At 36.4% G+C, this 17869-nt stretch carries 18 protein-coding genes and 4 pseudogenes; 3 read left to right on the forward strand and 19 right to left on the reverse strand.

Features of this window, described 5'->3' with window-relative positions; genetic code table 11:
• Positions 1–121 precede the first annotated feature (121 nt).
• The 9 genes and pseudogenes from HMPREF2918_RS06770 to HMPREF2918_RS06810 all read right to left on the reverse strand — a co-directional run bounded on the left by HMPREF2918_RS06770 (position 122) and on the right by HMPREF2918_RS06810 (position 8716).
• Positions 122–718 (reverse strand): response regulator transcription factor, encoded by a 597-nt coding sequence (locus tag HMPREF2918_RS06770; protein ID WP_070594964.1) that lies wholly within the window; start codon positions 716–718, stop codon positions 122–124.
• Positions 699–2273 (reverse strand): sensor histidine kinase, encoded by a 1575-nt coding sequence (locus HMPREF2918_RS06775; RefSeq protein WP_070587247.1) that lies wholly within the window; start codon positions 2271–2273, stop codon positions 699–701. Before HMPREF2918_RS06775 ends, HMPREF2918_RS06770 begins: the two co-directional genes overlap by 20 nt.
• Before the next feature lie 80 nt (positions 2274–2353).
• Complete coding sequence (locus HMPREF2918_RS06780) at positions 2354–4369, reverse strand: FtsX-like permease family protein (RefSeq protein WP_070594965.1); 2016 nt, start codon at positions 4367–4369, stop codon at positions 2354–2356.
• A 12-nt stretch (positions 4370–4381) separates the two neighbouring features.
• A complete protein-coding gene (locus HMPREF2918_RS06785) occupies positions 4382–5116 on the reverse strand; it encodes an ABC transporter ATP-binding protein (protein ID WP_083307812.1) in 735 nt (244 codons plus the stop codon).
• Positions 5117–5385: 269 nt separating this feature from the next.
• A pseudogene (locus HMPREF2918_RS11805) lies at positions 5386–5463 on the reverse strand (salivaricin M family lantibiotic); the annotation flags it as partial.
• Positions 5464–6030: 567 nt separating this feature from the next.
• On the reverse strand, positions 6031–6759 hold the full coding sequence (locus tag HMPREF2918_RS06795; RefSeq protein ID WP_070594966.1) for an ABC transporter permease: 729 nt from the start codon (positions 6757–6759) through the stop codon (positions 6031–6033).
• Complete coding sequence (locus tag HMPREF2918_RS06800) at positions 6756–7505, reverse strand: ABC transporter permease (RefSeq protein ID WP_029689695.1); 750 nt, start codon at positions 7503–7505, stop codon at positions 6756–6758. Before HMPREF2918_RS06800 ends, HMPREF2918_RS06795 begins: the two co-directional genes overlap by 4 nt.
• Positions 7506–7510: 5 nt before the next feature.
• Complete coding sequence (locus HMPREF2918_RS06805) at positions 7511–8422, reverse strand: ABC transporter ATP-binding protein (RefSeq protein ID WP_083307804.1); 912 nt, start codon at positions 8420–8422, stop codon at positions 7511–7513.
• Positions 8423–8575: 153 nt separating this feature from the next.
• Complete coding sequence (locus HMPREF2918_RS06810; RefSeq protein ID WP_006149380.1) at positions 8576–8716, reverse strand: type A2 lanthipeptide; 141 nt, start codon at positions 8714–8716, stop codon at positions 8576–8578.
• A 180-nt stretch (positions 8717–8896) separates the two neighbouring features.
• Here HMPREF2918_RS06810 and HMPREF2918_RS06815 point away from each other — a divergent pair, with 180 nt between their 5' ends.
• Positions 8897–9595 (forward strand): response regulator transcription factor, encoded by a 699-nt coding sequence (locus HMPREF2918_RS06815; protein ID WP_070594967.1) that lies wholly within the window; start codon positions 8897–8899, stop codon positions 9593–9595.
• Entirely contained in the window at positions 9592–10962 is a 1371-nt protein-coding gene (locus HMPREF2918_RS06820) for a sensor histidine kinase (protein ID WP_070594968.1), read from the forward strand. The genes HMPREF2918_RS06815 and HMPREF2918_RS06820 overlap by 4 nt, the downstream gene beginning before the upstream one ends.
• Positions 10963–11028: 66 nt before the next feature.
• Here the strand turns inward: HMPREF2918_RS06820 and HMPREF2918_RS11810 are convergent, their stop codons facing one another.
• Positions 11029–11316, reverse strand: coding sequence for an IS3 family transposase (locus tag HMPREF2918_RS11810; RefSeq protein ID WP_141751594.1), 288 nt, complete (start codon positions 11314–11316; stop codon positions 11029–11031).
• 244 nt (positions 11317–11560) lie between these two features.
• A pseudogene (locus HMPREF2918_RS11675) lies at positions 11561–11767 on the reverse strand (IS3 family transposase); the annotation flags it as partial.
• 381 nt (positions 11768–12148) lie between these two features.
• Between HMPREF2918_RS11675 and gshAB the strand changes: the two are divergent.
• Entirely contained in the window at positions 12149–14413 is a 2265-nt protein-coding gene (gene gshAB / locus HMPREF2918_RS06830; RefSeq protein WP_070594970.1) for a bifunctional glutamate--cysteine ligase GshA/glutathione synthetase GshB, read from the forward strand.
• Between the two features lie 120 nt (positions 14414–14533).
• Here the strand turns inward: gshAB and HMPREF2918_RS06835 are convergent.
• The 8 genes and pseudogenes from HMPREF2918_RS06835 to HMPREF2918_RS06870 all read right to left on the reverse strand — a co-directional run.
• Positions 14534–14917: pseudogene (locus tag HMPREF2918_RS06835) on the reverse strand (transposase); the annotation flags it as partial.
• Positions 14918–14923: 6 nt separating this feature from the next.
• Entirely contained in the window at positions 14924–15133 is a 210-nt protein-coding gene (locus tag HMPREF2918_RS06840; protein ID WP_049516158.1) for a hypothetical protein, read from the reverse strand.
• Complete coding sequence (locus tag HMPREF2918_RS06845) at positions 15115–15303, reverse strand: hypothetical protein (RefSeq protein ID WP_049516156.1); 189 nt, start codon at positions 15301–15303, stop codon at positions 15115–15117. Before HMPREF2918_RS06845 ends, HMPREF2918_RS06840 begins: the two co-directional genes overlap by 19 nt.
• A gap of 3 nt (positions 15304–15306) precedes the next feature.
• The gene (locus HMPREF2918_RS06850) at positions 15307–15612 is read right to left on the reverse strand and encodes a hypothetical protein (protein ID WP_003007809.1); all 306 of its coding nucleotides are present in this window, start codon (positions 15610–15612) and stop codon (positions 15307–15309) included.
• 11 nt (positions 15613–15623) lie between these two features.
• A complete protein-coding gene (locus HMPREF2918_RS11680) occupies positions 15624–16358 on the reverse strand; it encodes a hypothetical protein (protein WP_070594971.1) in 735 nt (244 codons plus the stop codon).
• A gap of 87 nt (positions 16359–16445) precedes the next feature.
• The gene (locus HMPREF2918_RS06860; protein ID WP_003007812.1) at positions 16446–16793 is read right to left on the reverse strand and encodes a barstar family protein; all 348 of its coding nucleotides are present in this window, start codon (positions 16791–16793) and stop codon (positions 16446–16448) included.
• Between the two features lie 302 nt (positions 16794–17095).
• A complete protein-coding gene (locus tag HMPREF2918_RS06865; RefSeq protein ID WP_024056346.1) occupies positions 17096–17329 on the reverse strand; it encodes an Imm74 family immunity protein in 234 nt (77 codons plus the stop codon).
• Positions 17330–17331: 2 nt separating this feature from the next.
• Positions 17332–17869: pseudogene (locus tag HMPREF2918_RS06870) on the reverse strand (hypothetical protein); the annotation flags it as partial.

Here is a 17869-nt window from a genome sequence, read left to right on the forward strand (position 1 = left end):
TCATAGACATAATGATTTCCTCCTTAATTACTAATAGATTATCAAATTTACTGTTTATTAGAATGAGTAATATGTGTAATTTTTGTAAATAAATTAAAAAAGCTGCATCTTCTGCAACTTTTTAATCTGGTGGAAAATAGCCCAACTGCTCAGCGATGTGAATCGCCTCCTGCCTGTTAGTCACTCCCAATTTTGAAAAGATATTGGCCAAGTGATTGGAAACTGTACGTTTACTCACATAGACCTTGTCACAGACATCATCAATGGTCAAGCCATTTCTAACCAGTTCTAGTATCTCGATTTCTCGTGGTGTTAGCACCTCTACCATCACTTCATCTGAAAAGACCTTACCACCTAAATAAATCTTTTCCAGTTTTTTCACCAACTCATCTGGGTCCACACTTTTGTCCAGAAAGCCATAAGCCCCCATAACTTTAGCTCGGTGTTCATACATTTTTTTACTGTAACCTGTCAAAATCACAACCTTACTAGAACAACCATTATCGATAATCTCTTGTGCCAAGGTCAGCCCATCATCTTGATACAGACTCGTCAGGTTGATGTCAATCAAAATAATGTCGTAGTCATTAAAAGCAATCTCCGAAATAGTCGAAAAATTATCCACTAACTGGACCTTTTTAATGTTTTCCGATAACTCTAAAATCATCTTGATACTTTGGCTAAATAATTTATGATCATCAATTAACAAAATTTTCATAACACAACTCCTTATCAATCGGGAGAGTAATTTCTACACGAAATCTCTTATTATTTTCAAAAATCTGCATTTGACCACCTAAAACACTAATTTTATTAGACATATTTTTCAAGCCATAACCTAAGGATTTTTCTGTTTGAAGGCAGTCATTTTCAGAAATGATAAAAATAGCGTCATCATGCACATCAATCTTCAAAGAAATCCTTCCACCACTAGCATACTTAACGGCATTGGTCGCCAACTCCTCAACCAGACGATAGGCAATTTTATCGTAAGGAGATAAAAGCCTAAAGTGGGCAGGAAACTGTGTGACTACTTCATTTTCTGCGTGATAGCGTTTGACAATCCGATTAATCAACCCTTGATACTGGATGTCTAACTGCTCGTCTGTTTCTACCATTGGCTGATAATAATCCATCCGCTCACGAATCCGCTGAACCAACTCCTCTGTTACCAGATTGATCTGTTCACCAAAAACTTGATTACTACTATATTTATTGAAATTTTTTATTGCCATAACATTTTGCAGGATTTCATTGTGAAGAAATTCGGAGAACTGTTGTTCTGTATCTTCATTTGCCAGCAGATTTTTCACCATACGGTTACGCTTTAAAAAGAGAACTTTTACATAATCCCTAGAATCTAGCATTTCAGCAGAACGAAAGAGGCGAATTAATTCTTCCGAACAAATCCCGAACAATAGTAACATGATATTCAAGACCAAAAAGCTCGTGTTTAAATCTAGACGAAAGATGATGAAAATGCCTACTAACAAAAACATAACCAGTAAAAACAAGCGTGAAAAAGCTTTTATATAGGACAATTTTAACTCTGATACCTTTTTTTGAAAAGAGCTGATAATTGTTTTGAAGTGTAAAAAAGCTAAAATGCCAACAATTTCCAGATACCAGACTAGGTTCATCACTCCTGAGCCCGTCGTATTGATATACAAAAAGAAATAAGAAAGAGGCAATATCAAAGCTAATATCCACAAATTTCGTCTCTGATACTTGAGTTTACTTTTCAACTCTTTATGATATAAAATCAGTAAAATCAAGGGAACAAGGTTTAAAAAGAAAGACGCAAACAAGGACAGAAATAGAAAAATTGAAGGACTTAACAGATATGAACTAATGGTGATTAGTGTCAACACAAAGGACACACTCAACAGTTCTTCTCCTATTTTCTCTCCCAGAAAGATAATAGACAGAGAACTATACAGCAATAAAAAAGAGTTGAGCGGATGAAGAATATCAAAAAAGTGCAACAGGGTGCTCGCAACTCCTTGATTAAATATGGATTGCCAGCTAATGAGAAACATCATCAGGAGCAACCAAAGTTTCAACTCACTATACCGAAAGGTCACAATATTACAAATATAGCTAAATACAATTAAAGCAATAATCAGCAATAAAACCATCTGCAAGGAAAAATCTGTCGAAAAGTCCAGAGGGATCCTATGATAAATATAAATCATTAAAGCTAGATGATTCAAAATCGTCAACCACCACAATAAAAGTGAGTTTTTCGAGAACAATTTGACAAACTGTTTCATATGTATCTACTTCCTGAACTACTTTAATATTATTATAACACAATACCAGAATTGCAGGATAGGCAACTCTGTTATTTGACTTAATTTTCAATAATTTGCCAACTTACTCTGTAAGTCACTAGCAAGTAAAGGACAAAGAGTAAAACCGCTACTCCCAGATAGGTGATATCAATAGAAATGCTGGTATTAGCGAAATTCTCAAAATAGCCCAAAAGAGCGGTACTCAAGGCAAATGCTAGCGGACCTGCGATGACCAGCGGAACCAAGAAATAACTTAGAATCTGTTGCAAAAGAATAGAGCGATTTTGCTTCCTCTTATTCCCAAGAAGATATAAGATTTGATAATCATTGACACTATCCAAAGCACTTGTAGAAGTTTGAAGGGACAAGATACTGAGGGAAATAATGATAAAAATAACACTGACAAAAATCATGACAAAGACAATGACGCCCATAAATCCAAGATAAATCTCAAAAATTCTTCCTTTGGTTTGATAGGTGAACGGATTCAACTCTGCTCCATCACGAATGAAGTAGTATTTTTCTATCCACTGACTTAAGAATGTTTCTACTTTCCGTTTGTCGATATTTTCTTTGAAATTGGCAACATAGGTCGTGTGGTCTTCCGTCAATCCAACTACTACCTTATCTGGTACAATTAAGGTTCCTGTATCATTTGTACCCACTGACGATAAAAAGTAAACTGTTTCAAGTGGATTCGAAGAGGCAAGGTTGAGAGAATGACCGTTAATCATGAGGGTTTTGGTCGTTGATAGAAAGTCCTGGATCTGCTTGGCAGTTCCTTTATAGTTTGCATTGACCAGAAATTGGTTATCTGCCAAGTCAACCGCTTTTTCCCCTTGCAGTTTGCGGAGATGATTGTAGGCAGAAATTCCTAAAATCGGTACTTTTGATTCAGGAAGTTCCTTATCATGCGCCCAGAGATTGCTAGTATCAATCAAATCTTTATAGGTTAAATCACTAGAATAGATAGGATAGCTGTACTCCTCTTTGATAAGGTTAAAGTCAAATCCATCTGCTTTCAATCTGTCTTTGACAGATTCCTGAGAAAACTGGAACTCTTGACCACGATAAAGATTGACAGTTACATCATAAGGTGAGTATTTGTTCAGCTCTCGGTTCATAGTCGTATAGGCACTACCACTAAAAACTAGTAAGCTGAGAGCCAGTGTCAAGGTCAAGGATAAGACAGCCAACGTTACCGAATTACTATCAGCTTGTTTTGAAAATTGACGAATTTTAAAACTGTTTAGTTTGTTATAGTAGGTTTGAGGCAGTTTTCTAAGGGAAACCAAGATAAAATGGCTCAAGGTATTGTAAAATAAAATCACAAAAATCACGAAGACAGATACCAGCAAGATACCCCAGCTTTTCAAGAATGATAGATGGTGATAGTCTGAAAAATAGAGAGCACCAAAACCGATAACAGCTGTCGAAAGAATAAAGAGAAGTGCTTGAAGAACTGGCTTGCCTTTTGCCAAGACAGATTTCTTGACCCCATTTTCTTGAATGAGTGCAATGATATTTTGCTTTCTAAAGGTAAGAATGTCCATGACACCAACAATAAAACTGGTTACCAAATAGGAATAAACTAGTAAGATGACAGACTTGCTATCAAAAAAAAACAGACTACCAAAGTAATTGGCCATAAAAAACTCAGATGCAACCTTAGATAGAATGACCAGTAAAATCAAGCCAAGCAAGAAACCTAGAATCAAGGAAAAGATATTGACCAGCATGGTTTCAAAGAACAGGGTACGGATAATCTGCTTCTTCTTCATTCCCAGCGTTGCATAAAGTCCCAGCTCTTTCTTACGACGTCCCAGGACAAAGTTTGTGGAATAAACGACGAGAAAGGCAATCGCCGATAGAATCAGATAGGAAAGCAAGCCCATGTACTGACTCATCACCGTCGTCAACATTTCCTTTGCCCCTGATAAACTTTGCATCACTGGATGGCTTGGTAAAGCATTAAAAGCATAGAGCAAGCTATAAATCAAGGTTAGACTGAAAAAGTAGATGGTGTAAGTCTGTAAATTTCGAAATACATTTCGTAAAATTAATTTTGGATACATACTCTCTTCCTCCTATCTGGTACGGCTGTAAATCTCTTGCAAATACTGTTCATTAGATAAGCTGTTACGTTCCAAATCATCCATAATCTTTCCATCGCTAAGTAGCACCATCCGTGAAGAGTACTTGGCTGCGGCAGGGTCATGCGTAACCAGTAAAATGGTAATACCAAAACTTTTATTGATTTCCTGCAAAAGTGCCATCAGTTTTTCAGAATTGGCAGAGTCCAAGGCTCCTGTCGGCTCATCTGCGATAATCAGTTTAGAATCATCAATCAAGGCTCTAGCAGTTGCCACACGTTGTCGCTGGCCACCTGATAACTGATTAGGAAACTTATCTTTTAAGTTTTGAATGGCCAACTTATCCAAAATTTCCTCAATCTTATACTGATGTTTTTTGATATTTTTCCCCTGAATTTGAAGAGGTAGAATGATATTTTCATAGACCGTCAAGGTTTCCACCAAGTTGTAGGCTTGGAAAATATAGGAAATGTTTTTAGCACGATAGTCAGCTAGTTCATTTTCCTTGGCATGGATGATGTCAAAATCTTCAAATCGAATCTCACCTGATGTTGGTTTATCAATCGTTGAAATACAGTTGAGGAGTGTTGTTTTTCCACTACCACTGGCACCCATAATTGCCAGAAATTCACCTTTTTCAACGGACAAGTTCACATCTAATAAAGCATGAACGATATTATCCCCTTGACCAAATGTTTTCGTTAATCCTGTCACAATAAGCTGTTTCATCATTTCATTCCTCCGTTTCTTTATTACTCTCTCATTATACGGTTTCTTTCAAGGTTTTCCATGAGTATTTTGTGCAGTATATTCAAGTTATAAAAAACCGATACCTTTTTCAGGTATCGGTCGATGTTGATTATTTGCGATCGTTTCTTTTTTTCATAAAGTAAACAATCCCTATGACAATAACTCCTAAGACCAGTACAGGTGCATAGAATTCTAGTGTTCCAATAATTCCTTCCATTTTATCCTCCTATCAAAAAATAGAGGTAGTTTTATCCACAGCGCACGTTTGGCGAAGTACATTCATAAGAATATGTAAACCACCAACCACAGCGACCTTGTACTGTTAATCTAACAGTCGTACGTCACCCAGCAGTATATTTAATATTTAACTCTTGGCTATTAATTTCATAATCCAAAGAATCAATCTCAAAATGGTCTTGTTTCATTTGTATTTCTCCTCGTAAATATAACACCAAATCAAAGTGTTGTCAATGTTTTGCAATAAAACTCAAGAATTTTCCTTTTGTTTTATCTAACAACAAACATTATTTCTCGTATACTCATAGGAACAGGTGAAACACAATCCACAGCGACCTGCTAGTGTCATTTTAAAAGCTATGCACCACTAGCTCCTGATTTCCCGGAAAGTTCTTGGTTTTCAACCTCGAAACTTAGAGAATCAATCTCTGGACGACTTGTATTTTTAGACATAAGGTTGCCTCCTTCCTTCTTTTAGATGATCATCATTACAGTAACTAGTATAAACTCTAGTATTGGCTAAGTAATGAGTAAATCGTGCAAGTTTCTTATTTTCGAGAAAAATTTTTATAGTGCCCAATTAAAAAGTAGGTCAAGCATACCAGATAAAGCTTGGAGCTTTTATCACAAGAAAAAGACTCCGAAGAGTCTTCGCATTACTTATGCAATTCTTTATTACTCAATGTATGAAAAATCCCCCACAGAAGAATATTTACAATGATAAACAGCAATATTTCCACTAAATTAAAGTCAATCAAATTCCGTGACCGCATTGCCACCATAGCTTGGGAGTAGGGATAGATTAAAGATAATTTATCTGATACAAAAATCATCATAAATCCTATGAAAGTACCAATAGCACCAATTCCCACAGATTTACTGAAAACACGAGTTTTAGCTGTTACAAAAAACTGCACTGCCATCATACTAATTGTTCCAAAAATCCCCAATAAATCCCACTTGAGATAGGTGAACAAATTAGAAATTTCTAAATGAGCTAGGTGAGCACTTACATAAAAAATACCAAACAAGAACAACTGTAAAACAGCAATAAACAAGATAATTACTATTTCTTTTGCCAATAATAATTTCCCAAGACTGACATTATTAGCTCTGAGAAATTCAATATTTTTTCTATCAAACTCTTTTCCTAACATCATGGCTACATAAAGGCTGACCAAAATCGGAAAGAAAAGCTGGCTATAATAGAAGGTCAATTGTCCCCATAAAACAGGCACTTTTTCACTTTCTGCAACCATAGAATAAGCTGCACCTAAGTAAATACCAAGACCAATCAGGCTACAAAAAGCTAAGAAGAAAATACCAATCATCAACATGGAAAATTTTTGGGTTTTCCGCCATTCTACTGATAGATAAGACATCATAGCTTGCCTCCTTTCTTTTCAACTAGATAGAGAGATAAGAAGAGATAGATTAGGGCTATTGGCAAATATGTAAAGAGTTTAAATCCTAGGTTTGTCGCCAAAACATAACTCACTTGACTGGCGACTTTCTGGTAATCCACCAGAGACAGATATGCTATACCACCAAATGGGAAAATCAGCTGTAGAAAAGCTGTTGCATGACCAAATCCAACTCCAAGAAATCCTCCGAAAATCCCTAATGCCATTATCAATGCCTGCTTTTTCAGTAAAAACTGCAAAGTCAAAAACAGACAGGTTAAGACAAAAGAGGCTAGCAAGAAAATGACGATTTGCCAGAGGATTAGGCTAACAGGCATTTCTAGACCAGAAAAGTTTGCAATCAACTGGACTACTACTCCCTCCAAAATAGCGAGAAAGGTCAAAACGAACATAGTCAGGCCAAGCTTACTCAGAAAGATATGCCGTACATTTTCACCATTTGCCAAAAGCAGTTTGAAAGTGTTGCCCTCCTTCTCGTTCTTGACAATCCGGGATACAAAGAGAGCAATCACGATAGGGAGAATCAAGCCATTTACTTCTTTTATCATATAGAAAATTAGGTTAATCTGGTGCATGTCTGGATTACTTAGGTAACGTGTAGCGGCTGCAATTGCCCAAGCAAATCCGACTCCCATAACTAGTATGATAATGAAGAAGGATTTGGTTCGTTTTGCCTTGAGCAATTCAATAGACAAATTATTCAACATAAGACTCACTCCTTGGTTAAGTTGAGGAAGATAGATTCCAAGGTTTCTTGTTCTTGCTTCACTTCATAAATTGGAACTTTCTCGACTATTAAATCTCGTAACAAACTAGAAATCTGCTGGTCGGCAAGGTTAGTCAGCTTGAGTTTATCCTCATGTATTTCTAACATCTTGCACGGATAACCAAATAACACTTGGCTAATGGCTTCACGTCGACCTCTAAAATCCCCACGCACTTCCAGCCATTTATTGGACTGAATTTTACGAATTTCTCCCTCGTAAACGAGTTGACCATGATTGATAATCCCTACACGGTCAGCGATATGCTCTACTTCAGAAAGGATATGGGTAGAGATGAAGACAGTAATGCCCTGTTCTTTTGCCAACTTGATAATCAGTTCCCGAATTTCATGAATCCCTGCTGGGTCTAGCCCGTTAGTTGGTTCATCCAGTATCAACAAACGCGGTTTCTTGACTAAGGCAAAGGCTAAAGCCAAACGCTGTTTCATACCCAGAGAATAATCTTTAACCAATTTTTTCTTGTTTTTAGGTTGATCTAACCCAACAATTTTCAAGGTTTCCTGAATATTTTTCTTATCAAATCCAAGGATTTTTTGGAAAACCAAGAGATTTTCATAGCCTGTCAAATTAGGATAATAAGACGGTTCTTCAATCATAGAGCCAATCTGATTAAGATACTGCTTGTCCGTACCTATGGATTGACCGAACACTTCAATATCCCCAGCTGTACGAGAAATCAAAGACAAAATCATCTTCATGGTGGTTGTTTTCCCAGCTCCATTTGGACCTAGAAAACCATAAATCTCACCTTGTTGAACTGATAAGGAACTAAGGTTAACTACCTGAGTGTCCTTAAATTCCTTTTGTAAGTTTTTTATCTGTAAAACATTACTAATCATTATGAACTTCCTCCATTAAACTAAAAAATTTTCTATAATTTTGATTTCCATGAATCAAATTATCATGAGTATCTTTGATAACATCTCTACTACTCTTATCAACAAAAATGATAGAATCAACATAATTCACAATATCTAATTGGTGAGTCACTATTACCATTGTTTTGTCTGAATAAAATGGATTTGGATTACTCCACCACCAGCACCAAGAACGTTATCAAGTTCTTCAAGAGTCAATTCTTGAAGAGAATTCATTGCTTCAATCTCAACGAGATTCATTTGTTGTTTAACCATTTGGAAATACCTCACTGATTAAAATTAATTTGAGAAGTATCTCTATCTAGGTTATGTCTTTATTATAGACATGCTAGATTAATTTTAAACTAAGCTAACCTTAATTTTACATTAAGATTAAAGTATTTTTCTTTTTTTCACTCTTTTAAATGGTATAATTTAAGTAAGCGAGGTAAGATTATGAGTTTCGAACAACAACTCCTGAATAAGCACATCCTTATCATTGATGACGATAAAATTTTAAACTCTTCCATAAGAGATATTCTCACTGCCTACGGATTTTCCAATCTAACATCAGCCTATGATATAGAATCTAGTTTGGACATGATTGAAATAGAGCAGTTCGACCTTTTCCTTTTGGACATTATGCTACCCGATGGTGATGGCTACACATTAGCAAAACATATCCGAAAAAAAGGCGATACTCCTATCCTCTTTCTGACTGCCAAAAATAATCCTGAAGATGAGATAGCTGGTTTCAATGCTGGTGGTGATGATTATGTCATGAAACCCTTCGTTCCAAAAAATCTTATCTATCGTATTATGGCTCTGCTCCGGAGAAGCTATAAATCAGAACAAGAATCAATACAGATTGGGCAGACTGTGGTGAGTTTTCGGAATGCAACAGTACAAAAAAATGGAGCAGAAATTTCTATTACGCCAATTGAAATTCAGATTTTGAAAAAACTTTACGATAATAAAAATTACATCGTTTCAACCGAATCTCTCTGTGATACGATTTGGGGAGTGGATAGCTTTGGTTATGAAAATTCTTTGACTGTACATATTCGGAAAATTCGAGAAAAAATAGAAGAAAATCCTTCAAAACCTCAATATTTAAAGACAGCTAAAGGGCTGGGATATAAATTGTTATCATGATTATGAACCAAACCAAAATTTTAAGGTATTCACTAAAGAAATTTATCTTTTTTTCCATCATTATCTTTATTACCAATATTCTTCTAATTGCCAGTTTTGTTTTCTACATTAGGGAAAAGCAAACTGCTACTGAGACTGTGAAAATAATTTCTGAACACATTACCATCACAAAAAATAACGTCCACATACCTAGAAATGATATTTCTAGTCTAAAAGAACAAAAGTTATGGCTCATGGTATTGGATAAGCAGACTGGAAAACAAGTGTACGAACAGTATAAACCTACAGAAGTTCCTTCGCAATTTGACTATGGGGACATTTTACAATTTTCTCGCTATTATCTTTCAGATTATCCTGTTTTTAGTCAGATAAAAGGTGGCTACATCATTGTTGTTGGTTTTCCAAAAGATAAAATTGCTCGTTATAGTTATAATTACTTAGATATAGATAGTATTCGCCTGATTCCGCTAGTAGCATTTGGAGTATTGCTTTTCAACTGCCTTTATTTCGCTTTTCTTTACTACTATGGTGTGACGCATATCAATCGTAAAATTGCGCCTCTTGTAACTGCTATTCAGAATCTCCCAGATGGTTTGAAAAATCCAATAAATTCTATATCAGAACTAGAATATCTTACAACTGCAATTAATCAAACCGATACTCTACTCAAAGAGAATGAAGACTTTAAAGAGCAATGGATTTCAGGTATTGCACACGATATCAAAACACCTCTTTCTGTCATCATTTCTAACGCGTCCTTGTTAAATGATTCTGAACTAGATGCACAGTCTAAAAAACATATTCCCCCAATATTGACGGAATCCTATTACATCCAAAATATTTTAAATGATCTAAATATAGTAGCTCGCCTTTCATCCGGTCATCTTCAATTAAATCAGACTGAAACAAACATTATCCCCTTCTTCAAAGACATTCTCATCCATATTTTAAATCAAGAAATCTGGAATGATTTTGAATTTGAATTTGATTACGATGATTCACTTGTTAATCAATCTATCATGATTGAGCAATTTTTAATCACAAGAGTTATCCATAATATCATCTACAACTCTGTTTTACATAACGAAAAGGGTTGCACAATAAGAATCCACTTATTCAAAAAAGATACAAATGTAATTGTCGAAATCAAAGATAATGGACAGGGAGCTTCACCAGAAAAAATTGCTGAACTTAATGAATTATCTTTTAAAAACATTGATATTTCTAAAATTAGAACGACTGGAATTGGGTTAAAAATTTCAAAACAAATTGTTGATTTGCATCAGGGCTCTATTTCATTTGCTAGTGTCCAAAATGAATTCTTTGAAAGTATCATTTCACTTCCGATTTTCAACATTACCAATTAGATAAAAAAATGGAGAAGAACCATTAGAGTTTTCTCCATTTTTTTCATCTTATCTTCCACTTATACCCTACCCAGCCTGCCAAGACAAGCAAAGCATGGTTAAAGAGGATAAAGAAAGACGTAAAACCAAATAATCCATTCTGTGCCAAATCTTCTGTGTTGGAATTCTGTCAATATTTTGGACACATTTTGGGAGGAAAATTTGAAGGCTAGCGCCCTTCGGTTGCTGGACCCCTTCTACGACCAATTCTCTGTACTCTACAGGGGACTGGTCATTCAATTTTTGTTGAATTCTAGTTTCATTATAAAATATGATGTAATTTTTGACAATATCTGTTAAACTATCTCCAATTATGTTTCTTCACTTATGGGGAGAGAAGGTTTCAGACTTGAGAACAGAGTGAAACCATTCGATACAGGCATTATCTGCTATTTCGCCTCTTTTCTGAGAATTCTTACACTCCTGTTTCCAGCGATAAAGGTGGAGCGTTTGACGCCGAAACATTCTAAAATAATCGATACAGGGCACGTTTTCTTATACTCTTCTACTAGCTTGATAAGACTTACTTTGTCGATTCTCTTATCAAGTTCTGATACTTTTTTAGTAATTCTACCTGCAAACGTAACTGTTCCACTTCAGATAACTGTTTCATCCCATTACCATAAGTATATTGTTTCCCCACAGGTTGGTGGAAACGGTACAATTCATCATTCTGATACCATCGCTACCAGGTCTTGGCCTGACTAGCATTTTTGATGCTGAGGGTATCCATGATAACTTTATTTGATTTGCCTGCCTTCTTCATTTCGATACAGGCTAGTTTAGTTTCTACTGAATATGCTTTTTGACCATAACAAAACACCCCTGTTTCTAGTTTACCAGAATTCAACAGGAGTGTTTTCTTGTGTCTCATTTTATGGGTGCAGTGCCGACCCTAGGGATTCTTTCGTTCTCATATATACGTCATTAGTATAGGCTAATTTGATTTAAATTGCAAGAGAAATAACATTTTACATAAAAATCGGTGGGCATTTTACAATTTTTGCATATAATAGAGCTAAAAAGCAACTGGTTTTAAGAATTCGTATCTAAAACATTCGGAAATTCCCCTTAACCGTAGCGGAAAGTTGTTTTCTTCTCCTATTTATAATAGACTATCACTAACATTAGATGAAAAGGTGACTCTATGACTATAAATCAACTGCTTCAAAAGCTGGAGCCTACTAGCCCTATCCTTCAAGCTAACTTTGGAATTGAACGCGAAAGTCTTCGTGTCGATAGACAGGGAAAATTAGCACATACGCCTCACCCTTCCTGCCTAGGAGCTCGAAGTTTCCACCCTTATATTCAAACAGATTTTTGTGAGTTTCAGATGGAACTCATCACACCAGTTGCTAAATCTACCACTGAGGCTCGTCGATTTCTTGGAGCCATTACCGATGTAGCTGGACGTTCCATCAGTAAAGATGAACTTCTCTGGCCCTTGTCCATGCCTCCTCGTATCAACGCCCAAGAAATCCAAGTTGCCCAACTGGAAAATGAATTTGAACGCCACTATCGTAACTACCTGGCCGAAAAATACGGAACTAAACTACAAGCTATCTCAGGTATCCACTATAATATGGAACTAGGGAAAGATTTGGTTGAAGCCCTATTCCAAGAAAGTGACCAGATTGATATAATCGCTTTCAAAAACGCCCTCTATCTTAAGCTGGCTCAGAACTATTTGCGCTATCGTTGGGTGATTACCTATCTCTTTGGTGCTGCACCTGTTGCTGAGCAAGGCTTCTTCGACCAAGAAGTGCCTGAACTCGTGCGTTCCTTCCGAAACAGCGACCATGGTTATGTCAATAAGGAAGAAATACAAGTATCTTTTGCAAGCCTAGAAGACTATGTCTCTGCCATCGAAAACTATATCGAACAAGGTGATTTGATTGCGGAAAAGGAATTTTACTCGGCTGTTCGTTTCCGTGGACAAAAGGTTAATCGCTCCTTCCTTGACAAGGGAATCACCTACCTGGAATTCCGTAACTTCGACCTCAACCCCTTTGAGCGTATCGGTATTAGCCAAACTACCATGGATACCGTACACCTACTCCTTCTAGCCTTCCTCTGGCTGGATGCCCCTGAAAATGTTGATCAGGCTCTGGCTCAAGGTCACGCGCTGAATGAAAAAATTGCCCTCTCTCATCCTTTAGAACCTCTACCTTCTGAAGCTGAAACTCAGAACATTACGACAGCTCTAGACCAACTGGTGCAACATTTTGGGCTTGGTGACTATCATCAAGGTCTGGTCAAACAAGTTAAAGATGCCTTTGCAGATTCCAGTCAGACACTAGCTGCTCAACTTCTTCCTTATATCAAAGACAAGTCCCTAGCTGACTTTGCCCTTGACAAGGCGCTTGCCTATCATGATTACGACTGGACTGCCCACTATGCCCTTAAGGGTTATGAGGAGATGGAACTTTCTACCCAGATGCTGCTCTTTGATGCCATTCAAAAAGGGCTTCATTTTGAAATCATAGATGAGCAGGATCAATTCCTTAAACTCTGGCATAAAGATCATGTTGAGTACGTCAAAAATGGTAACATGACCTCAAAAGACAACTATGTAGTTCCTCTTGCCATGGCTAATAAAACCGTGACCAAAAAAATCCTGGCTGATGCTGGCTTCCCTGTCCCTGCCGGCGACGAATTTACCAGTCTAGAACAAGGTCTAGCCTACTATCCTCTTATCAAGGGCAAGCAAATTGTGGTTAAACCAAAATCAACCAACTTCGGTCTGGGCATTTCCATTTTCCAAGAGCCTGCCAGCCTTGATAACTATAAGAAAGCTCTCGAGATTGCCTTTGCAGAAGATACAGCTGTTCTTGTTGAAGAATTTATCCCAGGAACCGAATACCGTTTCTTCATTCTGGACGGGCGTTGTGAGTCTGTCCTCCTTCGTGTCGCTGCTAATGTTGTCGGTGATGGCAAACACACCATTCGTGAATTAGTCGCTCAGAAAAATGCCAATCCATTGCGAGGCCGTGACCACCGCTCACCTCTGGAAATCATTAAGCTAGGAGACATCGAACAATTGATGTTGACTCAGCAAGGTTATGCACCTGATGATATTCTCCCAGAAGGGAAAAAGGTCAATCTCCGCCGTAACTCCAACATTTCTACGGGTGGTGACTCTATTGATGTCACTGAGACAATAGATTCCTCTTACCAAGAATTGGCAGCAGCTATGGCAACTAGCATGGGGGCCTGGGCTTGCGGGGTTGACCTCATCATTCCAGATAAAACTCAGCCTGCTAGCAAGGAAAAACCTCATTTCACTTGTATCGAGCTCAACTTCAATCCCGCTATGTATATTCACACCTATTGTGCTGAAGGTCCTGGACAAGCTATCACTCCAAAAATCCTAGACAAGCTTTTTCCAGAAGTTGCCACAAGTCAAACCTAAAACCTAATTCTTAGGAACAAACAAATCACCTTTATCTCGATGATATGATACCTCTTAAGTAGACAAGGTAAATACCTAAAATCTACGGCTCTTTGTCAACTGTAGTGGGTTGAAGAAAAGCTAAGCTCGAGAAAGGACAAATTTCGTCCTTTCTTTTTTGATATTCAGAGCGATGAAAATTCGCTTCTTGAAGTTTTCAAAGTTCCGAAAACCAAAGGCATTGCGTTTGATAAGTTTGATGAGATTATTAGTCGCTTCCAATTTTGCGTTGGAATAGGATAACTGAAGGGCATTGATGATTTTCCCTTTGTCCTTTAGAAATGTTTTAAAGACAGTCTGAAAAAGAGAATGAACCTTCTTTATATTGTCTTCAATGAGTCCAAAAAATTTCTCTGGTTCCTTATTCTGAAAGTGAAAAAGCAAGAGCTGATAGAGATTATAGTGGTATTTCAAGTCTTCTGAATAGCTCAAAAGCTTGTCTAGGATTTCTTTATTGCCTAAATTGTCAAATTAAGTTAGACTTTTCAAGTAACTCAGAAAAACTTGGTAGGGTGATTGAAATAGTTCTAATGGTAATTCATAGACTACCCTCTGTTCAGCTATTCCTCCTTCATCTGTAACAAAAAAATATTTCTCATGATGTCGCCAAACATGTTGTCCATAACCTTTTATTTCTTCAAACTTACTAACGTCTTCCCAAGTTAATTTACTATGTTCCATGTGTGTTCTCCTCTTTGGGTACTAATATCTTTCATGATGCCTTCTGGCATATTTCCTGGGAAGGTTTGTCCTCCTGGTTTCCAAAAATCTTCAAAAGCAGATGCTTCATTTTCGCTTGGAATTCTTGTATGAGATTGATGAAATGCTTCTAATTTTAAAATTTGATGCATTTACTATGATTCCAAGTTTTCTATTTGATTTAAAAGCTCCCATAATCTATTATTGTAGGCTTCAATTTCTTCATTAATTTTTAGTCGTTCCAAATAATCATTCTTCCAAACAAAAAAGTCTGATAGACCTCCTCTTGGAGGATAAAGGATATCTTTAATTTCTCTTATTGTAGGGAGTGAGTCACCATTTTCCAATGCACATTCTAATCCTTGTAAAAATGAAATTTGTACATGAATTGTCCCATCATTGTATTGATTTAATAGTGGTAATATTAATTTGATATTATCTAATAATTCTTTTCGTTTCATTTCTTTCCTCACTAATTTAATGGTTTTGAGCTAATAACCTCTACACCTTCTATTTTCCACGGAGTTTCAATAAAAATTTGTTCATATTCCAAACCACCTTGATAGATGCCTCCTTGACTCGCAACAGGTCCTCTATATATTGTTGTGCCAGCTGGTATTTTTATTTCGTAAACTGTATTTAAAGGAGAACTGCCAGTGTAGTTTCCTGAACGATCTGTCCAAATTGGTTTTACTGCCGTATTTATTCTAACTTCTATCTCAGAATGTGGGGCTGATTCTGTAAACCATTGCCCTAGCGGATTGCTTTGGTCGCCAGCTCGATATAATATTTTGGGAGACTTCAAAACTTCAACATCATACCGTCCCCCATAAAAATTAACATTAGGCTGACCTCTTAAATCATTTAGTGGACCAGGATTTGTATATGAATTATATTCATAAGTTTGCAAATCGGGATATTTAGATTGAATATTATTTACTACTGGTCCCTCAACATCTAAATTCTTAGGTGCAGGCTGAGGCTTGACTACCGGCTGAAGCCTCGTGGTTGAAAAGTCTTTAAACCCTGAATTCTCCCTCGCAAGCCTGCTTTCTTCTATATTTCGTAAAATATGTTCGCGATCATAAGGTTTTGTGGTTTCTGTTATAGTTTTACCATTGATATCTACCTTAAGGTTAACCTCAGGAATTACTGGATTCCTATTGAAGAATGGAATCTTCCCTTTTACCTTACTATATACATCCAAGAACGTTGTATAGGGTTTATTGTAGTACTGATTATATCCAACATAAGTGGTTACCTTAAGGTAGCTCCTTAAAACTTTGTCCTATTTTTAATTTTCTACTATGTAAACTTGAAAACTCTTGACCTTACTGCCAACAACATGCTTTTCAACATCGCATTCCCACCAAGGAAGAATATCTTCTTCCAAAATTTCTAAAAATAAGTCTTTAGATGATAAGTCATCTTTTAAGAAGCTATCATAATTTTCAAGAATAAAGTTGTATTCTTCAGCTTTTATCCATGATAAGTCTGTCAGCCAATCTGTAATAGATGACCAATTATTGGCATCAGGAAGTCCGACATTTTTTTCAAGAAAACGAAATAGTTCTTCTTTGTTTTGGATCTGCTTCCCATCAAAATTTGCTACAAAGCCACTGAAAGGCAATCGATCTTGCATTTCAAGTTTCGTAATGTAATGAATTCTATTTTTCAGGATTTCAAACCTCTATTCTATTTTTTTAAAATGTTTTATAATGGTCTTCTGTTTTGAGTAAAATCTATTTTTGAATATCGATTTGAAAAAATAGGTTGATTCAAACTAAACTTGCTGGTTGCTGAGGAGGCCACATAACCTCCTACGATGTTCCCGATAAAGTTTGCAGTTTGAGCATCTTCTTCACTTCCACCTAGGAGTTTGGTCCCATGATAGACAACCTGACCACTTGTATAGAGATTTATTTCTCTTAGAATACAATATAATTATACAAAGTCTAATTGAATAGTTTGATTGCTCTCCATTTTTTTAGCTGTATTAATAATATTTTCTATTTCTCTTTGAGTTATCGGAAGATTCTCATGAGGAGGCTCCCATTGTGTCATACTATCTTTATAAACAACAAATTTTTTATTGATCAGCAATTCTCCTTGTGCTTTTATGAGGAAACCATTCTCTAAATCAAAAGTAATTGTTGATCTTGTTCCTGTAATTTTCATTTCTACCTCTCGAATATAATTTTTTCTACCCCTGTTTTAGGATCTATTGTTGTAACCTTAGTAACATTTGGATTGGCCTTCAATCTTGATAGTTCGATGTTTTCCCAAATATTTCCTGGTCGTAGTTCGCTACCAACTACAGCTCTTATTTCACCAGATACTTGCTCTGCGTAAACATTCGAAGCTTCCTCCCAAGCTGTTACACTTGAAGGAGTATTAAAATCCCATTCAGGCATTACAATGTTCGTATCATCAATCGTAGATTCTAATGTAACTCCTCCTTTATTTTTTGCTATTTTTTTCGCAACATCCATTCCTCCAATGCCATCTGTTCGTCCTGACCAGAAAAAAGCCGTATCTGGATCAGTTTTCAATCTACCTCTTATTAACTCAACATCAAAGTCAGTTTGAGTAAAATCTATTTTTGAATATCTATTTGAAAAAACAGGAATTACTGGTTTCCTATTGAAGACAGGAATCTTCCCTTTTACCTTACTAAATACATCCGAGAACGTTGTATAGGGTTTATTGTAGTACTGA

This window comes from Streptococcus sp. HMSC065C01, from assembly GCF_001813525.1.
Lineage (GTDB): Bacteria > Bacillota > Bacilli > Lactobacillales > Streptococcaceae > Streptococcus > Streptococcus parasanguinis_V.

What these genes read in the sequence shown, in the direction of transcription:
- HMPREF2918_RS06770 (WP_070594964.1), bottom strand. Translation starts at nt 718, where the DNA reads ATGAAAATTTTGTTAATTGATGATCATAAATTATTTAGCCAAAGTATC.
- HMPREF2918_RS06775 (WP_070587247.1), bottom strand. Translation starts at nt 2,273, where the DNA reads ATGAAACAGTTTGTCAAATTGTTCTCGAAAAACTCACTTTTATTGTGG.
- HMPREF2918_RS06780 (WP_070594965.1), bottom strand. Translation starts at nt 4,369, where the DNA reads ATGTATCCAAAATTAATTTTACGAAATGTATTTCGAAATTTACAGACT.
- HMPREF2918_RS06785 (WP_083307812.1), bottom strand. Translation starts at nt 5,116, where the DNA reads ATGAAACAGCTTATTGTGACAGGATTAACGAAAACATTTGGTCAAGGG.
- HMPREF2918_RS06795 (WP_070594966.1), bottom strand. Translation starts at nt 6,759, where the DNA reads ATGATGTCTTATCTATCAGTAGAATGGCGGAAAACCCAAAAATTTTCC.
- HMPREF2918_RS06800 (WP_029689695.1), bottom strand. Translation starts at nt 7,505, where the DNA reads ATGTTGAATAATTTGTCTATTGAATTGCTCAAGGCAAAACGAACCAAA.
- HMPREF2918_RS06805 (WP_083307804.1), bottom strand. Translation starts at nt 8,422, where the DNA reads ATGATTAGTAATGTTTTACAGATAAAAAACTTACAAAAGGAATTTAAG.
- HMPREF2918_RS06810 (WP_006149380.1), bottom strand. Translation starts at nt 8,716, where the DNA reads ATGGTTAAACAACAAATGAATCTCGTTGAGATTGAAGCAATGAATTCT.
- HMPREF2918_RS06815 (WP_070594967.1), top strand. Translation starts at nt 8,897, where the DNA reads ATGAGTTTCGAACAACAACTCCTGAATAAGCACATCCTTATCATTGAT.
- HMPREF2918_RS06820 (WP_070594968.1), top strand. Translation starts at nt 9,592, where the DNA reads ATGATTATGAACCAAACCAAAATTTTAAGGTATTCACTAAAGAAATTT.
- gshAB (WP_070594970.1), top strand. Translation starts at nt 12,149, where the DNA reads ATGACTATAAATCAACTGCTTCAAAAGCTGGAGCCTACTAGCCCTATC.
- HMPREF2918_RS06840 (WP_049516158.1), bottom strand. Translation starts at nt 15,133, where the DNA reads ATGGAACATAGTAAATTAACTTGGGAAGACGTTAGTAAGTTTGAAGAA.
- HMPREF2918_RS06845 (WP_049516156.1), bottom strand. Translation starts at nt 15,303, where the DNA reads ATGCATCAAATTTTAAAATTAGAAGCATTTCATCAATCTCATACAAGA.
- HMPREF2918_RS06850 (WP_003007809.1), bottom strand. Translation starts at nt 15,612, where the DNA reads ATGAAACGAAAAGAATTATTAGATAATATCAAATTAATATTACCACTA.
- HMPREF2918_RS06860 (WP_003007812.1), bottom strand. Translation starts at nt 16,793, where the DNA reads ATGCAAGATCGATTGCCTTTCAGTGGCTTTGTAGCAAATTTTGATGGG.
- HMPREF2918_RS06865 (WP_024056346.1), bottom strand. Translation starts at nt 17,329, where the DNA reads ATGAAAATTACAGGAACAAGATCAACAATTACTTTTGATTTAGAGAAT.